Source organism: Halomonas sp. H5 (assembly GCF_050613175.1).
Lineage (GTDB): Bacteria > Pseudomonadota > Gammaproteobacteria > Pseudomonadales > Halomonadaceae > Bisbaumannia > Bisbaumannia salifodinae.
On the sequence record NZ_CP192510.1, the window covers coordinates 2,765,160 to 2,783,154 of the forward strand.

Annotated in this window: 18 protein-coding genes and 2 pseudogenes; 10 read left to right on the top strand and 10 right to left on the bottom strand. The window is 69.0% G+C overall.

From position 1 onward, the window contains the following. The first annotated feature begins 60 nt into the window (after nucleotides 1-60). The 6 genes and pseudogenes from ACQ1W9_RS12805 (at nucleotide 61) to ACQ1W9_RS12830 (ending at nucleotide 3,560) form a co-directional block, all read left to right on the top strand. Entirely contained in the window at nucleotides 61-525 is a 465-nt protein-coding gene (locus ACQ1W9_RS12805) for a 2-hydroxyacyl-CoA dehydratase (RefSeq protein ID WP_431023722.1), read from the top strand. Nucleotides 526-587: 62 nt separating this feature from the next. After that, nucleotides 588-1,660 (top strand): annotated as a pseudogene (locus ACQ1W9_RS12810) (PA0069 family radical SAM protein). Nucleotides 1,661-1,763: 103 nt separating this feature from the next. Further along, nucleotides 1,764-2,054, top strand: a pseudogene (locus ACQ1W9_RS12815) (winged helix-turn-helix domain-containing protein); the annotation flags it as partial. Between the two features lie 16 nt (nucleotides 2,055-2,070). Continuing rightward, a complete protein-coding gene (locus tag ACQ1W9_RS12820) occupies nucleotides 2,071-2,331 on the top strand; it encodes a serine aminopeptidase domain-containing protein (protein WP_431023723.1) in 261 nt (86 codons plus the stop codon). A gap of 90 nt (nucleotides 2,332-2,421) precedes the next feature. Further along, the gene (locus ACQ1W9_RS12825) at nucleotides 2,422-2,580 is read left to right on the top strand and encodes a hypothetical protein (RefSeq protein WP_431023724.1); all 159 of its coding nucleotides are present in this window, start codon (nucleotides 2,422-2,424) and stop codon (nucleotides 2,578-2,580) included. Next, entirely contained in the window at nucleotides 2,577-3,560 is a 984-nt protein-coding gene (locus tag ACQ1W9_RS12830; RefSeq protein ID WP_431023725.1) for a lysophospholipase, read from the top strand. Before ACQ1W9_RS12825 ends, ACQ1W9_RS12830 begins: the two co-directional genes overlap by 4 nt. A gap of 125 nt (nucleotides 3,561-3,685) precedes the next feature. On the opposite strand, the gene ACQ1W9_RS12835 is transcribed toward ACQ1W9_RS12830, so the two are convergent. From ACQ1W9_RS12835 to ACQ1W9_RS12855, 5 genes are all read right to left on the bottom strand, one after another. Next, a complete protein-coding gene (locus ACQ1W9_RS12835; RefSeq protein WP_431023726.1) occupies nucleotides 3,686-5,497 on the bottom strand; it encodes an acyl-CoA dehydrogenase C-terminal domain-containing protein in 1,812 nt (603 codons plus the stop codon). A gap of 245 nt (nucleotides 5,498-5,742) precedes the next feature. Then, nucleotides 5,743-6,171 (bottom strand): organic hydroperoxide resistance protein, encoded by a 429-nt coding sequence (locus ACQ1W9_RS12840; RefSeq protein WP_346063209.1) that lies wholly within the window; start codon nucleotides 6,169-6,171, stop codon nucleotides 5,743-5,745. A 301-nt stretch (nucleotides 6,172-6,472) separates the two neighbouring features. Then, the gene (locus ACQ1W9_RS12845; RefSeq protein WP_431023727.1) at nucleotides 6,473-7,240 is read right to left on the bottom strand and encodes an SDR family NAD(P)-dependent oxidoreductase; all 768 of its coding nucleotides are present in this window, start codon (nucleotides 7,238-7,240) and stop codon (nucleotides 6,473-6,475) included. Between the two features lie 12 nt (nucleotides 7,241-7,252). Further along, on the bottom strand, nucleotides 7,253-8,923 hold the full coding sequence (locus ACQ1W9_RS12850) for an AMP-binding protein (protein WP_431023728.1): 1,671 nt from the start codon (nucleotides 8,921-8,923) through the stop codon (nucleotides 7,253-7,255). 192 nt (nucleotides 8,924-9,115) lie between these two features. After that, nucleotides 9,116-9,694: a TetR/AcrR family transcriptional regulator gene (locus tag ACQ1W9_RS12855; RefSeq protein ID WP_431023729.1), complete on the bottom strand. Its 579-nt coding sequence runs from the start codon at nucleotides 9,692-9,694 to the stop codon at nucleotides 9,116-9,118. Nucleotides 9,695-9,791: 97 nt separating this feature from the next. On the opposite strand from ACQ1W9_RS12855, the gene ACQ1W9_RS12860 reads away from it, so the two are divergent. Then, a complete protein-coding gene (locus ACQ1W9_RS12860) occupies nucleotides 9,792-10,970 on the top strand; it encodes an acetyl-CoA C-acyltransferase (RefSeq protein WP_431023730.1) in 1,179 nt (392 codons plus the stop codon). Between the two features lie 21 nt (nucleotides 10,971-10,991). Beyond that, nucleotides 10,992-11,801: an alpha/beta fold hydrolase gene (locus tag ACQ1W9_RS12865; RefSeq protein ID WP_431023731.1), complete on the top strand. Its 810-nt coding sequence runs from the start codon at nucleotides 10,992-10,994 to the stop codon at nucleotides 11,799-11,801. A gap of 108 nt (nucleotides 11,802-11,909) precedes the next feature. On the opposite strand, the gene ACQ1W9_RS12870 is transcribed toward ACQ1W9_RS12865, so the two are convergent. Next, entirely contained in the window at nucleotides 11,910-12,713 is an 804-nt protein-coding gene (locus tag ACQ1W9_RS12870; protein ID WP_431023732.1) for an ABC transporter permease, read from the bottom strand. Then, nucleotides 12,704-13,339, bottom strand: a complete 636-nt coding sequence (locus ACQ1W9_RS12875; RefSeq protein ID WP_431023733.1) for an ABC transporter ATP-binding protein — start codon at nucleotides 13,337-13,339, stop codon at nucleotides 12,704-12,706. The genes ACQ1W9_RS12870 and ACQ1W9_RS12875 overlap by 10 nt, the downstream gene beginning before the upstream one ends. A 128-nt stretch (nucleotides 13,340-13,467) precedes the next feature. On the opposite strand from ACQ1W9_RS12875, the gene arsH reads away from it, so the two are divergent. After that, nucleotides 13,468-14,187, top strand: coding sequence for an arsenical resistance protein ArsH (gene arsH / locus ACQ1W9_RS12880; protein WP_431023734.1), 720 nt, complete (start codon nucleotides 13,468-13,470; stop codon nucleotides 14,185-14,187). Nucleotides 14,188-14,199: 12 nt separating this feature from the next. Further along, nucleotides 14,200-15,273, top strand: coding sequence for an ACR3 family arsenite efflux transporter (gene arsB, locus ACQ1W9_RS12885; RefSeq protein WP_431023735.1), 1,074 nt, complete (start codon nucleotides 14,200-14,202; stop codon nucleotides 15,271-15,273). 34 nt (nucleotides 15,274-15,307) lie between these two features. Here arsB and ACQ1W9_RS12890 read toward each other — a convergent pair whose 3' ends face one another. Genes ACQ1W9_RS12890 through ACQ1W9_RS12900 form a run of 3 tightly spaced genes read right to left on the bottom strand, consistent with a single transcriptional unit; the run spans nucleotide 15,308 to nucleotide 17,947 of the window. After that, nucleotides 15,308-15,652, bottom strand: a complete 345-nt coding sequence (locus ACQ1W9_RS12890) for a metalloregulator ArsR/SmtB family transcription factor (protein WP_346063218.1) — start codon at nucleotides 15,650-15,652, stop codon at nucleotides 15,308-15,310. 47 nt (nucleotides 15,653-15,699) lie between these two features. Continuing rightward, nucleotides 15,700-16,938: an organoarsenical effux MFS transporter ArsJ gene (arsJ, locus tag ACQ1W9_RS12895; protein WP_431023736.1), complete on the bottom strand. Its 1,239-nt coding sequence runs from the start codon at nucleotides 16,936-16,938 to the stop codon at nucleotides 15,700-15,702. Beyond that, nucleotides 16,931-17,947, bottom strand: coding sequence for an ArsJ-associated glyceraldehyde-3-phosphate dehydrogenase (locus ACQ1W9_RS12900; protein ID WP_431023737.1), 1,017 nt, complete (start codon nucleotides 17,945-17,947; stop codon nucleotides 16,931-16,933). Before ACQ1W9_RS12900 ends, arsJ begins: the two co-directional genes overlap by 8 nt. Nucleotides 17,948-17,995 lie beyond the last annotated feature (48 nt).

Sequence of the window (17,995 nt, forward strand, 5' to 3'; positions counted from 1 at the left end):
CGGCGCCGCCACGGACTAGGCTAACGAGAAGCCCTGACGAAACGGCGGGAGGCTAGCGGCATGCGCTTTCATCAAGTGAAGGAACTGGTGACCTGGGCGGCGGACTTGCACCGCCAGTTGGCCGACCAGTACCAGCGACTGGCCGATCAAGCCAGCAACGAGCGCCAGAAGATGGCCCTGGCGTACCTGGTGCAGCGGGAGACCAAACAGAGCCAGGAGCTGGCCAGCTACCTGGCGGAGAATGGCGACCACGCCGCCGTGCTGGAGACCTGGTTCGACGATCCCGCCGACTTCCCCCATGCCCCCGTGCTGGGCCGCCTGCCGGAGCGCCTCGACGGCGGCGAGGTGCAGGACGTCCTGGCCACCGCCCTGGCCACCCACCGTACCTTTCAGGACCTCTACGAACACCGCGCCGAGCGCGCCGGCGCCGGGCACGAGGAGGAGTTCTTTACCTCCCTGGCGGCGGAGCACCAGGCCGAGGTGCGGCGTATCGTGCGCGACCTGCAGCGGCTGGAGGCGTATTGACCCCTGGCCGCATCGGCGCCCTCTCCATATACTGTATATAAAACCAGTTATGGAGACACCCCATGGCGGACCATCCCCCCCTCAAGGGGCGCGGCGCCACCTATGATCCCGACAACCGCTTCGCCCCCACCCGGGTCGAGGCGGAAGACGACGGCTGGTGGCAAGAGGAAACGCCGGTGCGGCGGGCCACCCTGGTGGCGGAGGAAGCGGCGCGCAGCGCCCTGGCCTGGAACAGCTCGCCGGACCTGCCCTTCGACCGCTCCCTCAATCCCTACCGCGGCTGCGAGCACGGCTGCATCTATTGCTATGCCCGCCCCAGCCATGCCTATTGGGACCTCTCCCCGGGCTCGACTTCGAGACCCGCCTGATCGCCCGCAGCGGCCTGGTGGACCGGCTTCGCGAGGAGCTCTGCCGCCCCGGCTATGTGTGCCGTCCCATCAACCTCTCCGGCAACACCGACTGCTATCAGCCCCTGGAAGCGGAGCGGGGCAGCACCCGGGAGCTGCTGGCCTTCCTGCTGGCCTGCCGTCACCCCCTGACCCTGGTCACCAAGAGCGCCCTGATCCTGCGCGACCTCGACCTGCTCCGGGCCCTGGCCGAGCACCGCCTGGTGCGGGTGATGATCAGCTTGACCAGCCTCGACCGCACCCTCAAGCGCCGCCTGGAGCCCCGCGCCGCCAGCCCGGGGGCGCGACTCAAGGTGATCCGTGCCCTGGCCGAGGCGGGGGTGCCGGTGGGCACCCTGGTGGCACCGGTGATTCCCGGCCTCACCGACCACGAGCTGGAGCGCCTGCTCGGCGCGGCCCGGGAGGCCGGCGCCGATACGGCCGGTTGGATGCTGCTGCGCCTGCCCCGGGAGGTGGCGCCGCTGTTCGAGGCCTGGCTCGAGGCCCACTACCCGCAGCGGGCCGCCAAGGTGATGAGCCTGATGCGCCAGTGTCGCGGCGGCGCCGCCTATGATGCCCGCTTCGGCAAGCGCATGCGCGGCGAGGGCGTCTTCGCCGAGCTGCTGGCCCAGCGCTTCGCCGCCGCCTGCCGGCGCCTGGGGCTCAACCAGGCGCCGGCGCTGGCCGCCCAGCGGCTGGACACCTCCGCCTTTCGTCCGCCCCACCCCCAGGGCGACCTCTTCGACTGAGCCTCGGTGCGGCATCCGCTATCACCGGTCGGCACGGCCTCGCTCTCGGCAATGCCCAGGGCGTAGGATAATAGGCTCCCCCTGCGAGACGAGTCAGCAACCCATGGCCGAGCCCCTCAGCAAGACCAAGAGCAGCTTCTATCGGCGCCTCTACGTGGCCCATCTGATCGACCGGGGCGTGGCCAGCGTACCCGAGCTGATCGAGGCCACCGGCATGCCGAGGCGCACCGCCCAGGACACCATCCACTCCCTGGCGGAGCTGGATATCGCCTGCGACTTCGAGCAGGCCGAGGGCGCCCGGCACAATATCGGCCGCTACCGGATCCGCGACTGGGGCGCCATCGACCCACGCTGGGTCGAGACCAACGCGGCGCGCCTCAAGGCGGCCCTTGGTGGCGGACACCCGTGCCATGCTGGCCTGGCTGGAGGCACAGTACCCCACCACGCCCCGCTACCTGCTGGGCAAGAGCATGGGTGCCGCCGTGGCGCTGCGGGTGCTGGCTGAGCGGCCACCAGTGGCGGGTGGACTCCTGGTGGCCCCGGCGGTGTGGGGACGCAACACCATGCCCTGGTACCAGCGTCTGGGGCTATGGCTCGGCATGCGCCTGGCGCCGGAGGCGCGTTTCCTCGGCCCGCACCGCCCGGCGCCTGGGCATCGAGCCCACCGATGACCCGGAGATCCGCCGCCAAACTGGCCCGGGACCCGCTACTGCTGCGCAGCGCCCGCATCGAGGCCCTGGATGGGGTCGCGCGACTGATGGATGCCGCCCTGGCGGCGGCGCCCGACCAGCCGGGGCCCCCTGCTGCTGCTCTACGGCGAGGCGGATCAGGTGATTCCCGAGGCCGCGGTCTGTACCCTGCTGGCGGATCTGCCACCGCCCCCGGCCTGGGGGCTATCCCTGACAGTGGACCCGCCATGAGGCTGCCATGGCTCACGGCCCTGCTGGCCTTCGCCCTGAGCGGCTGCGCGACCCAGGGCGCATCGCCGTCGTTCGACCTGCCGCCCCCCTATGCGGGCTATGTCGAGGTCGCGGAAGACCGGCGCCTGCCCTACCGGCAGTGGCTGCCGGCGGGCGAGCCCCGGGCCCTGGTGCTGGCCCTGCATGGCTTCAACGATCATGCCGGCAGCTTCACGCTCCTGGGTGAGGCGCTGAGTGCCCGAGGCATCGCTCTCTACGCCTATGATCAGCGCGGCTTCGGCACCACTGGGGCCCGCGGCCACTGGCCCGGCGAGGCGGCCCTGGTGGCGGACACCCGTGCCATGCTGGCCTGGCTGGAGGCACAGTACCCCACCACGCCCCGCTACCTGCTGGGCAAGAGCATGGGTGCCGCCGTGGCGCTGCGGGTGCTGGCTGAGCGGCCACCAGTGGCGGGTGGACTCCTGGTGGCCCCGGCGGTGTGGGGACGCAACACCATGCCCTGGTACCAGCGTCTGGGGCTATGGCTCGGCATGCGCCTGGCGCCGGAGGCGCGTTTCTCGGCCCGCACCGCCCGGCGCCTGGGCATCGAGCCCACCGATGACCCGGAGATCCGCCGCCAACTGGCCCGGGACCCGCTACTGCTGCGCAGCGCCCGCATCGAGGCCCTGGATGGGGTCGCGCGACTGATGGATGCCGCCCTGGCGGCGGCGCCCGACCAGCCGGGGCCCCTGCTGCTGCTCTACGGCGAGGCGGATCAGGTGATTCCCGAGGCCGCGGTCTGTACCCTGCTGGCGGATCTGCCACCGCCCCCGGCCTGGCGCCTGGCCCTCTATCCCGAGGGCTACCATATGCTGACCCGCTACCGGGGACGGGCACAGACCGAGGCGGACCTGGCGGCCTGGCTGCGGGACCCGGCGGCCCCCCTACCCTCCGGCCAGGAGGTCACGCAGGAGGAGGCCGAACGGCGCCTATGCCGATAAAAGATAAAAAAAACGGCGACCCGAGGTCGCCGTAAGCAAGCGGTCAGCGCGACTGACCAGAGAGATCGATCACAGCAAGTCTGGCGCCCCGCCTCGGGGCGCGTTGGCCGGGTATCACCTCGAGATCAGAGCTCGAAGCCGCGGCCGAAATCCTCGGCGGACATCGCCATCAGCGACTCGGCGCCGGCCTCGATGGCCTGCTTGTGGGTACGGGTGCGCGGCAGCAGGCGCTCGAAGTAGAAGCGCGCGGTATTGAGCTTGCCGCGATAGAAGGCGGCATCGTCGCTGCCCTCGGCCAGGGTCGCCTGGGCCTGCCTGGCGGCCCGGGCGAAGAGGTAGGCCAGGGTCACGTAGCCGGAGTACATCAGGTAGTCGACGCTGGCCGCCCCCACCTCCTCGCGGTCGGCCATGGCCTTCATGCCGATGCCCATGGTCAGCTCGCCCCACTCGGCGTTGAGCTTGGCCAGCGGCCGCACGAACTCGGCGAGGGCGGTGTTGCCCTCCTCCGCCTGGCAGAACTTGTGGATCTCCTTGGTGAAGACCTTGAGGCTCTCGCCCTGGCTCATCAGCACCTTGCGCCCCAGCAGGTCGAGGGCCTGGATGCCGGTGGTGCCCTCGTAGAGGCGGGTGATGCGGGCGTCCCGCACCAGCTGCTCCATGCCCCACTCCTGGATAAAGCCGTGGCCGCCGAACACCTGCACCCCCTCGTTGGTGGCCTCGAAGCCCACCTCGGTGAGGAACGCCTTGACGATGGGCGTCAGCAGGCCCAGCAGGGTCTCGGCGCGCTCCCGCTCGGCGGCGGCGCTGCCATGCTCGACGATATCAATCATCTGGGCGGTATAGAGCACCAGCATCCGGCCGCCCTCGGCGAAGGCCTTCTGGGTCAGCAGCATGCGCCGCACGTCCGGGTGCACGATGATCGGGTCGGCGGCCTTCTCGGGGGCCTGGGGACCGGAGAGGGCGCGCATCTGCAGGCGGTCGCGGGCATAGGCCAGGGCATTCTGGAAGCTCGCCTCGGCGAGCCCCAGGCCCTGGATGCCGACGCCGATACGGGCGGCATTCATCATGGTGAACATGCAGGCCAGGCCCTTGTTGGGGGCGCCCACCAAAAAGCCCTTGGCCCCGTCGAAGTTCATCACGCAGGTGGCGTTGCCGTGGATGCCCATCTTGTGCTCCAGCGACCCGCAGACCACGCCATTGCGCTCGCCCGGGTTGCCGTCGGCATCGGGCAGAAACTTGGGCACCACAAAGAGCGAGATGCCCTTGGAGCCCTCGGGGGCGTCCGGCAGCTTGGCCAGTACCAGGTGAACGATATTCTCGGCCAGGTCATGCTCGCCGGCGGAGATAAAGATCTTGGTGCCGGTGATCGCATAGGCACCGTCATCGGTGGGCAGGGCGCGGGTCTTGATCAGCCCCAGGTCGGTACCGCAGTGGGGCTCGGTGAGGCACATGGTGCCGGTCCAGGTGCCCTCCACCAGCTTGGTCAGGTAGGTGGCCTTCTGCGCCTCGGTGCCGTGGTGACGCAGGGCGTCGGCGGCGCCGTGGGAGAGTCCCGGGTACATGCCCCAGGCCAGGTTGGTGGCGCAGATCATCTCCGAGAGCACCATGGCCAGGGAGTGCGGCAGCCCCTGGCCGCCCTGTGCCGGGTCGGCGGCCAGGCTCGGCCAGCCCCCCTCCACGTACTGGGCATAGGCCTCCTTGAAACCCTTCGGCGCCTTTACCTCGCCGCCCTCCAGCCGGCAGCCCTCCCGGTCGCCGCTCTGGTTCAGCGGCAACAGCACCTCGCGGGCGAAGCGCGCGCCCTCCTCGAGGATGGCCGCCACCACGTCCGGGGAGGCGTCGTCGCCACCCGGCAGGCGAGCGTAGTGAGCCGGATAGTCGAGCATCTCGTCCATCACGAAACGCAGATCGCGCAGGGGGGCCTGATAGTCGGGCATGTCGGTCTCTCCAGAAGAGGGCGCCGGAAATCGAGAATAGGCTAGGCGGCGGCGCCAATTTCAAACATTTGTTTGAAACTAACCGGCGCCTCGCCAGACGTCAAGCGTTCGTTTGAATTCCCTCGGGGGAAAGCCCCCGACCTTGGTCGATAGTCGCCAAGGGCCCGACACGATACCGCCCACCCCGAAGCCTCGGGGTGGGCGGTCAAGGCACGGCGTGCCGCGGGCAGTGCACGGACGCGAGGCTAATCCACCAGGGTCAGGGTCACATCGATATTGCCCCGGGTGGCATTGGAGTAGGGGCAGACCTGGTGAGCGGCATCGACCACCTGCTGGGCCTGTTGCTTGTCCATGCCCGGCAGGGAGATCTTCAGTTCCACCTCGATACCGAAGCCGCCGGGAATCTCGCCGATGCCCACCGCGCCCTCGATGCTGACATCATCCGGCAGCGGCAGCTTGTCGCGGCCGGCGACGAACTTCATGGCACCGAGGAAACAGGCGGAGTAGCCGGCGGCGAAGAGCTGCTCGGGGTTGGTGGCCGCCCCGCCACCGCCGCCCATCTCCTTGGGCACCGCCAGGGCGACATCGAGGACCCCGTCGGAGGAGACGGCACGACCGTCGCGGCCGCCGGTGGCCTTGGCATGGGCACGATAGGCAACTTTCTCGATAGACATTCGACGCCTCCTTGATCGCTCGATAGCACTTCAACAGGGCCGGCCCGCCGCGGGCCGGGGTCTATTAAACCAAGCAGCTGGCGGCGATTCGCGCAACTCCAGCCGTGAAGCCATCGCAGTTACCCCCTCCTTGTATAGGCCCGGGGCTATCCTGGGGACAGGCACTACGCAAAGACGCTGTGAATCCATCCATGGACGCTCGACTTTTTCGTCCCTGAAAAAGACGCTTTGCTCCGGCCTGCCCCCAGCGCCCCTCAGCAGTAGCCCTGCCTTCCTCTTCCCTCTCGCTTCTCGGGCGGGTCTATTGCATCCGAATCCCGCCATCCAGGCGAATCACCTCGCCGTTGAGCATCGAGTTGGTGACGATCTGCTCCGCCAGGCGGGCGAACTCGTCGGGCTTGCCGAGGCGCTTGGGGAAGGGCACGGCGGCGGAGAGGGCCGCCACCGCCTCCTCGGGGATATCGCTCATCATCGGCGTCTCGAAGACCCCGGGGGCAATGGCCATCACCCGGATACCGTGTCGCGAGAGCTCCCGGGCCGCCGGCAGGCTCATCCCCACCACCCCGGCCTTGGAGGCGCTATAGGCGCACTGCCCCACCTGGCCATCGAAGGCGGCCACGGAGGCGGTGTTGATGATCACTCCCCGCTCGCCATCCTCGCCCGGCGCATTGCGGGTCATGGCGGCGGCGGCCAGGCGCATCACATTGAAGCTGCCCACCAGGTTGATCCGGATGGTGCGGGCATAGGCCTCCAGGTCCGCGGGGTTGCCCTCCCGATCCACCAGCTTGGCCACGCTGACCACCCCGGCACAATGGATCACCCCGGCCAGGCCACGCCCCTCGCCGAGCTCGATGGCGGCGTCGATGGCCGCCTGCATGTCCGCCTCGGAGGTCACGTCCCCGCACAGGGCCCGGGCGGCCTCGCCCAGGGCCCGTGCCTGGGCCTCGACCCTGTCGCTCAGGTCGCTGAGCAGCACCCGGCCGCCGGCGGCCACCAGGCGCTCGGCGGTGGCCGCCCCCAGCCCGGAGGCGGCCCCGGTAATCAGGAAGGTCTGGTCTTGAATCTGCATCGCTGTCTCCGGTTAGTGGCTGGGCGCCGTTTCCGCCTCCTCGGCGGCCTGGGCGCGCAGCTTGAAGCGTTGAATCTTGCCGCTGGGGGTCTTGGGCAGGGTCTCGACGAAGGCGATCTCCCGCGGGAAGGCATGGGTGGAGAGCCGCTCGCGCACCCGCTGACGAATCTCCTCGGCCAGGGCCTCGCTGGGCTCATGGCCCTCCCGCAGCACCACGAAGGACTTGATGATCTCGCCGCGGATCTCGTCGGGCTTGCCCACCGCCGCGGACTCCGCCACCGCCGGGTGGGTCAGCACCGAGTTCTCCACATCGGCGGGACCGACCCGGTAGCCGGCGGTGGTGATGATGTCGTCGTCGCGGCCGGCGAACTGGAAGCTGCCGTCGGCGTTGCGAATCACCACGTCCCCGGTCAAATAGTAGCCCTCGGCGAAGGGATGCTTCTCCTGCCAGGTGTAGCCGGGGAAGAAGAAGGCCGGCGAGCGGGCGATATCCACCGCCAGCACCCCGGGTTCCCCGGCGGGCAGTTCCCGGTACTCGGCATCGAGGATCGCCAGCCGATAGCCGGGCATCGGCACCCCCATGCCACCGATGTGCTTGGGGTGCGCCAGGGCATGGTGGTTGCAGCAGGTCATGCCAGTCTCGGTCTGGCCGTAGTGATCCATCACCGGGCAGCCCAGGGCCCGCTCCACCCAGCCGACCACCTCGGTATTGAGGGGTTCGCCGGCGGAACTGGCGACCCGCAGCGACAGCTGCTCGGCGGCCTCGTCGAAGATCCCCGAGGCCTTCATCAGCCGGTAGGCGGTGGGCGCGGCGGCGAAGTTGGTGATGCCGTGGCGACGCATAAAGTCGAGCGCCCCCTCGGCGCTGAAACCCGCCTCGCAGAGGTGGGTGGTGGTCCCCAGCAGCAGGGGCCCGGCGATGGCGTAGTAGAGGCCGTAGGCCCAGCCGGGATCGGCCATGTTCCAGAAGCGATCTTCGGGCCTCAGGTCGATGGCCAGCTCCATATAGAGGGCGAAGGCGGGAAGCGCCGAGAGCGGCACCGCCACCCCCTTGGGCTTGCCCACGGTGCCGGAGGTGAACATCTGCAGGAAGGGCGCGTCCGGAGCCAGCCGCGGCGGCGCCTCGCCCAGGGGCGCATGGGCCAGGGCCTCGGTCCAGGCCAGGTCGCCGTCGCCGTCGCCGTCGCCGTCCACATTGAGGATTGGCGGGCAGGCCGCGAGGTCCTCGAACTTGGCGCGATTGGCGGCATCGGTGATCACCAGCCGGGTGTCGGCCCGCTCCAGGCGATATTCCAGGGCATCGGGGCCGAAGGCGGTGAATAGCGGCTGATAGACCGCGCCGATGCGCCAGGTGGCCAGCACCGTGATCAGCAGCGCCGGGGTACGCGGCAGCATGCAGGCGATGCGATCCCCCTCCCCCAGACCGCGGGCCTTGAACCAGCCGGCCAGCCTGGCGCTCTCGGCGTCGAGTTCGGCGTAGCTGAGGCGACTGACGCTGCCATCGCCCCCCTCCTGGACCAGGGCCGCCACCTCGCCGCGTCCCTCGCGCAGGTGGCGTCCGCAGCAGGCCTCATAGGCGTTGAGCTGGCCGTCGCGATGATCGTCGAGGCGGGCGATCAGCGCCTCCAGGGAGAAGTCTTCCAGGTAGCTGGCGTAGTCGGTCTGGGTCGCAGTGGTGCTCATAACCTGCCCTCTTGTGCTTGTTATCGAAGCCTGCGCGGCGCAAAGCCTCTTGTCTACCTTTAACGTAAACGTCAACTTGCAAAACCTAGCAAGCGCTTGGTACAACGCTAAGACGAAAGAGGCGGCGTCGGCAAGGCGATCGAGACTAGACCATGGTCGGGAGAAGCCGCCCAAGCGGGCGGCGATAAGCGATCAGCGCGAAGAGGGGGTGATCATGGCGATCAGTTCGCGGGCCAGCTCCTCGGGCGTTCTCGACCCATCGGGGTCGTACCAGCGCACCGTCCAGTTGAGCGCCCCCAGCACGAAGCGCGAGACCAGGAACTTGTCGCCATGAATCAGGCCGGCCTCCAGGGCGTCCCCCACCACCTCCTGCCACAATGCCTCATAGGCGTCGCGCAGGTGGCTGAGGTGGGCTCGGGACTCGGCGTCCAGGCGTCGCCATTCGTAGAGGGCCACCACATGGGCATTGCGGTCGGTAAGCAGGGTCTCGAGATGCGCCCGGGCCATGGCGTGCAGCCGCGCCTCGGGGTTGGGCTCGCAGGCCTCCAGGGCCTCCCGGGCGATGGCCAGGGCGTTCTGGGTGCCCTCCTCGATCACCGCACAGAGAATTTCCTGCTTGTCGCGGAAGTGGTGGAAGAGGCTACCGGACTTGATGCCCATCTCCTGGGCCAGCATGCGCACCGTGGTGCGATCGAAGCCTTCCTGGACGAACAGCTGGGCCGCCAGGCGAGTCAGTTCCCGGCGGCGCGGAGAATCATTCACGACATTCATCCTGTTTACACTAGCGCTTGCTTGGTTATGCTGACAGCAAACCATGGCCCCGTTCGAGGGTCAACGGGATAGCGCTCCATCATCGAGGAGATCCACCATGAACGACGTCGTCATCCTTTCCGCCGCCCGTACCCCCATGGGCGGCCTGCAGGGCAGCCTGTCGAGCCTGACCGCCCCCCAGCTGGCCGCGGCGGCGACCCGGGCGGCCATCGAGCGGGCCGGCATCGAGGCGGGCGTGATCGACGAGGGCATCTTCGGCTGCGTGCTGCCCGCCGGGGTCAAGCAGGGGCCGGCCCGCCAGGCCATGCGCCAGGCCGGCATCCCCGATGGCATCGGCGCCACCACCATCAACAAGCTGTGCGGCTCCGGCATGAAGGCCACCATGCTGGCCCATGACCTGATCCGCGCCGGTTCCGGCGAGGTGCTGCTGGCCGGCGGCATGGAGTCCATGTCCAATGCCCCCCATCTGCTGACCAAGGCCCGCAGTGGTTACCGCCTGGGGCATGGCGAGCTCAAGGATCATATGTTCCTGGATGGCCTGGAGGATGCCGAGACCGGCAAGCTGATGGGCGGCTTCGCCCAGGAGGTCGCCACCCAGCGGGGCTATACCCGCGAGCGCATGGACGACTTCGCCATCGCCTCCCTGGAGCGGGCCATGGCCGCCCAGGAAGCGGGCCACCTGAAGGCCGAGATGGCCCCGGTGACGGTCACCGGCCGCCAGGGCGAGACCCTGGTCACCCACGACGAGCAGCCCTTCCAGGCCAGGCTCGACAAGATCCGCGGCCTGCGCCCGGCCTTCGCCAAGGACGGCACCATCACCGCCGCCAACTCGAGCTCCATCTCCGATGGCGCCTCGGCGCTGATCCTGGCCAGCCAGGCCGCCGCGGAGCGCCATGGCGCCACGCCCCTGGCGCGGATCCTCGGCCACAGTACCCACTCCCAGCACCCCAGCGAGTTCACCATCGCCCCGGTGGGGGCCATCGACAAGCTGCTCAAGAAACTCGGCTGGGGGGTGAATGACGTCGACCTCTTCGAGATCAACGAGGCCTTCGCGGTGGTGACCCTGCTGGCCATGGACGGGCTCGATATTCCCCACGACAAGGTGAATATCTATGGCGGCGCCTGCGCCCAGGGCCACCCCATCGGCTCCACCGGTTCACGGATCATCGCCACCCTGGTACACGCCCTGCGCACCACCGGCGGCAAGCGCGGCATCGCCAGTTTGTGCATCGGCGGCGGCGAGGCCACCGCCATCGCCGTGGAGCTCATCGACTAACGGCTCGACAGGAACGAAACCATGGCAGATCAACCTCGGGTCAGGGAGTACCGAATCGAGACTCCCAACGGCGCGCTGCATGCGGCGCGCTGGACACCCATGGCTGCGGATGCCCCGGGCTCCCCCCTGGTGCTGCTGCATGACTCCCTGGGCTGCATCGCGCTATGGCGGGACTTTCCCGAGCGCCTGGCCCGAGCCAGCGGGCGCGAGGTGATCGCCTACGACCGCCTGGGCCATGGGCGCTCGGCGCCCCACCCCGGCCCTCAGCCGACGAGTTTTATTACCGACGAGGCCCGGGGCGCCTTCACCGCAGTGCGCGCCCACTTCGACCTGGAGCGCTTCGTGGCGCTGGGCCATAGCGTCGGCGGCGGCATGGCCGTGGAAGTGGCGGGCCGGCACCCGGCGGCCTGCGAGGCACTGATCACGGTGGCGGCCCAGGCCTTCAACGAGCCCCGCACCCTGGCCGGCATCCGCGAGGCCGAGCGAGGCTTTACCGCGCCGGGTGGCATGCAGCGCCTGGCCCGATACCACGGCGACAAGGCCGACTGGGTGCTGCGCGCCTGGGTCGACAACTGGCACTCCGAGGCCTTCCGCGACTGGACCCTGGACGCGGCCCTGGCCCGGGTGACCTGCCCCACCCTGGCGCTGCATGGCGAGAATGACGACTATGGCTCGGCCGAACAGCCGGCGCGTATCGCCGCCCTGACGGCGGGCCCCGCCGAGTCGCGACTACTGAGCGACTGCGGCCATCTGCCCCACCGGGAGTGTCCCGAGCGGCTGATCGCCGCTATCGTCGACTTCCTGAGCGCCGACTTCCTGGCGGCCTCCTGAGCGCCGACTTCCTGGCGGCCTCCTGAGCGCCGACTTCCTGGCGGCTTCCTGAGCGCTGGCCTGCCAGGCTCCGACGTCCTGCCCCAACCGACGGCCTCCTGAGGTCGGCTAGCCGCGCGGCGCCGCCAGGCGGTCCAGGCGCAGTCGCTCGCGCTTGTCGAATAGCCGCCGGCTGCCGACCGACACCGCGGCCAGGGCACCGAAGCCGGTCCCCAGGGCGATGGCGAACATGATCAGGATCTGGTATTTCACCGCCAGCCCCGGTGCCGTACCGGCCAGGATCTGGCCGGTCATCATGCCCGGCAGGCTGACCAGCCCCGCCGCCGCCATGCCGTTGATGGTGGGCATCAGGCCGCTACGCATGGCCTCGCGGCGGATATCGCCGATGGCCACCTGCCAGGGTTGGCCCAGCATCAGGCGATTCTCGATCACCGCCCGCTGGCGCCAGGCGCTCTCGGTGAGACGGTCCAGGGCCAGGGCGACCCCGGTCATGGTGTTGCCCAGCAGCATGCCCAGCAGGGGGATGGCGTACTGGGGCCGGTACCAGGGCTCGGGGCCGATGATCACCGTCAGGGTCAGGACGGTCACGGTGAAGGACGACAGGAACATCGCCAGGGTGCCGATGCCGAAGGCCCAGCCGCCGCGCAGCCGGCGCTGCTGCCGTGCCATCGCCTCGCGACCGGCGACCAGCAACATGGCCATGGCCATCAGGGCCACCCACAGCAATCGCTCGGCGGCGAACAGCGCCTCCAGCACCAGGCCGATCAGCGCCAGTTGAACCACGGTACGAGTGCCGGCGATCAGCAGGCTGCGGCCCACCCCCAGGCGCATCAGCGCCGTGCAGCCGGCCAGGGCCACCACCAGCAACGCCGCGATGGCCAACTGCCACCAGGCCAGGGCGATCACGTCCATGCGCGGGGCTCCTTCTCGACCAGTCGGTTGCCCTCGATATGCCAGTGACGCCCCGCCACCCGGGCGACCTGCCCGGGGTCATGGGCCACCCAGATCGTCGGCCAGCCCCGCTCGCCGAGGCGCTCGCTCATCCAGGCCTCCACCGCCCGGGTCGTGGCCTCGTCCAGGTTGGCGGTGGGCTCATCCAGCAGCAGCGCCGCGGCCTCGGCCGGACGCTCATCCAATACCGCCACGGCGCGCAGCAGCGCCAGGCGCTGCTTCTCCCCGGAGGAGAGCCGGGCGACCTCCCACGCCAGCACCCCGGCATCGAAGCCCAGGGCGGCGAGATCCGCCTCGCTCGGCGCCACCGCCAGATGCTCGCCGACCCGCTCCGCCCACCAGTGGCTCTCGGCGGGCACCAGCATCACCCGGGCCCGCCACTGATGGGCCGGCAACGACGAACGCGCGGTGTCTCCCAACCAGGCCTCGCCCTCATGGGGTTCCAGGTCGGCGATGGCGCGCAGCAGCCGGCTCTTGCCGCTACCGCTGGCCCCGGAGAGGCACAGCACCTCGCCGGGGGCCAGCAACAGGGACACTTCCTTCAAGGCGCCGATGCCCAGGGCCTCGAGTCTCAGGGCCTCGCCCATAGCACCTCCCTCGCGGTTCGAGTGTCGAGCATAGCACCCCGGCTCGCGGGGACGGCGAAGCGCGCTTGCGCTTGATATATACGAATAGGCATATATGATAAATCTCATCCCCCCATGCCGGAGGCATCATGAGCCCAGTGACCGACCTGCCCAACCTCGACCCGGCGCTTTTTCGCGCGCCCAGTGCCGAGGCCCTGGGCCTCGCCGAGGGCGATGCCGAGGCGCCGCGTATCCTGCTGCTCTATGGTTCGCTGCGAAGCCGCTCCTTCAGCCGCCTGGCGGTGGAAGAGGCCGCGCGCCTGCTGCGAGCCATGGGCGCCGAAACGCGCCTCTTCGACCCCCACGGCCTGCCCCTGCCGGATACCGAGGAGGCGACCCACCCCAAGGTAGCGGAACTCCGCGAGCTGGTGCAGTGGTCCGAGGGCATGGTGTGGTGCTCGCCGGAACGCCACGGCGCCATGACCGGTATCATGAAGGCACAGATCGACTGGATTCCGCTCTCCCTGGGCGCGGTCCGCCCGACCCAGGGCAAGACACTCGCGGTGATGCAGGTATGCGGCGGCTCCCAGTCATTCAATGCCGTCAATCAGCTGCGGATACTCGGCCGCTGGATGCGCATGCTGACCCTCCCCAACCAGTCGTCGGTACCCAAGGCCTTTATGGAGTTCGATGATAACGATCGTATGAAGCCCTCGCCCTTCTATGACCGCATCGTCGATGTCATGGAGGAGTTGGTGAAATTCACCCTGCTGGTGCGCGGCCGCCGCGAGGTGCTTACCGACCGCTACTCCGAACGCAAGGAATCCGCCGCGGCCCTCTCGTCGCGGGTCAACCAGCGAGCCATCTAGAGGAGCCACGGCATGACCACACATCAGGCGTCCCAGGCCCCCAGCACCGCCGAGGGCATGGGGCCGTTCGGGCGTTTCCTCTCGATCTGGGTGGCCCTGGCCATTATCGCCGGGGTGGCCCTGGGCCAATTCGCCCCGGTGGTGCCGGAGACCCTGTCGCGCTTCGAGGTCGCCCAGGTATCGATCCCGGTGGCGATCCTGATCTGGGCGATGATCTTCCCGATGATGGCGCAGATCGACTTCGCCGCCGTGCTCGGCGTGCGCCGCCAACCCAGGGGACTGGTCATCACCACCACGGTGAACTGGCTGATCAAGCCCTTCAGCATGTTCGCCATCGCCTGGCTCTTCCTGATGGTGATCTTTCGCCCGCTCATTCCGCAGGAACTGGCCAGCCAGTACCTGGCCGGCGCCATCCTGCTGGGCGCCGCCCCCTGCACCGCCATGGTCTTCGTCTGGAGCACCCTGACCCGGGGCGACGCCGCCTACACCCTGGTGCAGGTGGCGCTCAACGACCTGATCATGCTGTTCGCCTTCGCCCCCATTGTGGTCCTGCTGCTGGGCATCTCCGATATCCGGGTGCCCTGGGATACGGTGGCGCTGTCGGTGGTACTCTATATCGTGATTCCGCTGGTGGCCGGCTATCTGACCCGACGCAGCCTGATCAAACGCCACGGCAGCGAGTGGTACGACAACGTCTTTATGAAGCGCCTCGGCCCGGTGACACCGATTGGGCTGATTATCACCCTGGTGCTGCTGTTCGCCTTCCAGGGCGAGGTCATCCTCGAGGCGCCGCTGCATATCGTGCTGATCGCTATCCCGCTGATCCTCCAGACGGTGCTGATCTTCTTTATCGCCTACGGCTGGGCCAAGGCGTGGAAGGTACCCCACAACGTTGCCGCCCCCGGAGCAATGATCGGCGCCAGCAACTTCTTCGAACTGGCGGTGGCCGCCGCCATCGCCCTGTTCGGCCTGCAGTCCGGGGCGGCGCTGGCCACGGTGGTGGGGGTGCTGGTGGAGGTGCCGCTGATGCTGGCCCTGGTGCGCATCGCCAACCAGACCCGGCACCACTTCCCCAGCGCCGCCTGATCCGGCCCTCGGTCGAGACAATACCTCCCAGGTGTTAACACAGCGCCGAACGTCGCTCCGGGCGGTTTCCCATGCAGCCGAGCCGGGCCTGGAGGGCGTCGAGGCGTGCCCCCTCCCCCGCCTCGGCGGCCTCGAGCACCCGGCCGACCCAGCCGGGCAGGGCCTCGGCCAGGCGGTAGTAGACCCACTGGCCATCGCGACGATCGCTGAGCAGCTCGCAGGCGCGTAGCTGGGCCAGGTGACGGGAGACCTTGGGCTGGGAAGCTTCCAGGGCATGGGTCAGCTCGCAGACGCAGAGCTCGCCCTCCCGATGGATCAGCAGCACCAGCAGCAGGCGCGTCTCGTCACCCAGGCACTTGAACAGGCGAATGGCTTCCAAGCATTACCTCCTTCGAGGGCATCAGGCGAATCACTCCTCCAATGGTGTCAGGCAGAGCGTCGCGGCAGCCCCAGGGCCAGCACGGCGCTGGTCGCCACCAGGGCCGCGGCCACCCACAGGCAGGCGCCAAGCCCGTACTGCATATAGAGCCAGCCCGACAGCAGGGTGCCGATCAGCCGTCCCATGGCGTTGGCCATATAGTAGAAGCCCACGTCCATGGAGACCCCGTCGGCCCGGGCATAGTGGACGATCAGGTAGCTGTGCCAGCTGGAGTTGACGGCGAAGAGCACGCCGAAGGCCAGCAAGCCTAGCACCAGCCAGCTCACCGCTTCCAGCGGCAGCAGTGCCAGCACCACGCCGAGCAGCGCCAGCGCCGCCGCCCAGCCGGCGGTGAGCAGACGCGCCTCACCGTGAATCAGCCGGGTCAGCCGCGGCGCCTGGGTCTGCACCCCGCCATAGCCGATCACCCAGATCGCCAGCAGGCCGCCCACCGTCCAGTGGCTCCAGCCGTGCTGGTCATAGAGGAACACCGGCAGGGCCACCACGAACCAGACGTCCCGGGAGGCGAACAGGCAGAGCCGCGCCGCCGACAGCACGTTGACCGCCCGCGACTTGGAGAACACCTCGCGGAACCTGGGCTTGTGCTTGACCCGCCCCAGGTCGGCCCTGAGCCGCCACAGCGACAACATCAGCACGGCGGCGAGCATCAGCGCCATGGCCAGCACCGCGCCCCGGAAGCCGATCAGCGTCAGCAGGGCCCCGCCGAGGAAGAAGCCGGCGCCCTTGAGGGCGTTCTTGGAGCCGGTGAGGATCGCCACCCAGCGGTAGAGGGCGCTGCCGGCGTTGGCGCTGTCCTGGGGCACCAGCACCTTGACCGCGCTCTTGGCGCTCATCTTGTTGAGGTCCTTGGCGATCCCCGAGAGCGCCTGGGCGGCCATCACCCAGGGCACGGTCAGCGCCGCGGCGGGCACCATCAGCATCGCCAGCGCCACGATCTGCAGGCCGAGGCCGACGTTCATGGTGCGATTGAGCCCGAGGCGCGCACCCAGCCAGCCCCCCACCAGGTTGGTCACCACCCCGAAGGCCTCGTAGAAGAGGAACAGCAGGGCCACTTCCAGCGGCGAGTAGCCGAGCTGGTGGAAGTGGAGTACCACCAGCATGCGCAGGGCGCCATCGGTGAGGGTAAAGGCCCAGTAGTTGCCGGTGATCAGCAGGTACTGGCGCACCTCGAAGGGCAGCGCCCGCAGCCGGGCGCCCAGCGACTCGTCCCCGCCCCCGCTAGCCATGGGCCACCTTGAGGGCCAGCTCGGCGGTGCGGTTGGCGTAGCCCCACTCGTTGTCGTACCAGGCGTAGAGCTTGAGCTGGGTGCCATTGATCACCAGGGTGGAGGGGGCATCGACGATGGCGCTGCGCGGGTCGGTGCGGTAGTCGATGGAGACCAGGGGGCGCTCCTCATAACCGAGGATGCCGGCCAGCTCGCCCTCGGCGGCGGCCTTGAGCGCGGCGTTGACCTCCTCGGCGGTGACCGCCCGCGCCAGCTCGAAGACCATGTCGGTGAGGGAGGCGTTGGCCAGCGGGACCCGCACGGCGTGGCCGTTGAGCTTGCCCTCGAGCTCCGGGAAGATGGCGGTGATCGCCTTGGCGGAGCCGGTGGTGGTAGGAATCAGGCTCATGCCGCAGGCCCGGGCCCGGCGCAGGTCCTTGTGGGGGGCATCGAGGATCGACTGGGTATTGGTGATGTCATGCACCGTGGTCATGGAGCCGTGGCGGATACCGTAGGTCTCATGGATCACCTTGACCGCCGGCGCCAGGCAGTTGGTGGTGCAACTGGCCGCGGTGACGATACGGTGCAGCGCCGGGTCATAGCGGTCGTCGTTGACCCCCATCACCACATTGAGCACCCCTTCTTCCTTGACCGGGGCACTGACCACCACCCGTTCGACGCCCTGATCCAGGTAGGCCTGGAGCTTCTCCGTCGTCTTCATCTTGCCGGAGCACTCGATGGTCACCCGGCAGCTCGACCAGTCGCTGTCGCCGATGGCGGTATGGGCGCTGAAGGGAATCGCCCGACCGTCGATCACGATGGCGTCATCCTCGGCGCGGATGCCCTGCCCCGGGCTCCAGCGGCCGTGCACGGAGTCGAACTCCAGCAGGTGGGCGAAGGTGGCGGCGTCGCCGCCCGGGTCGTTGATGCGGCCGATCGTCACCTCGCCGGCCGCGACTCGCGCCCAGAGGGCCCGCAGGGTCAGGCGACCGATACGCCCCAGGCCATTGATACCGATAGTGATTGCCATCTCGGGCTCCTCTCGAAAAAACACGGAGGGGCAGGCCCCGAGGCCCGC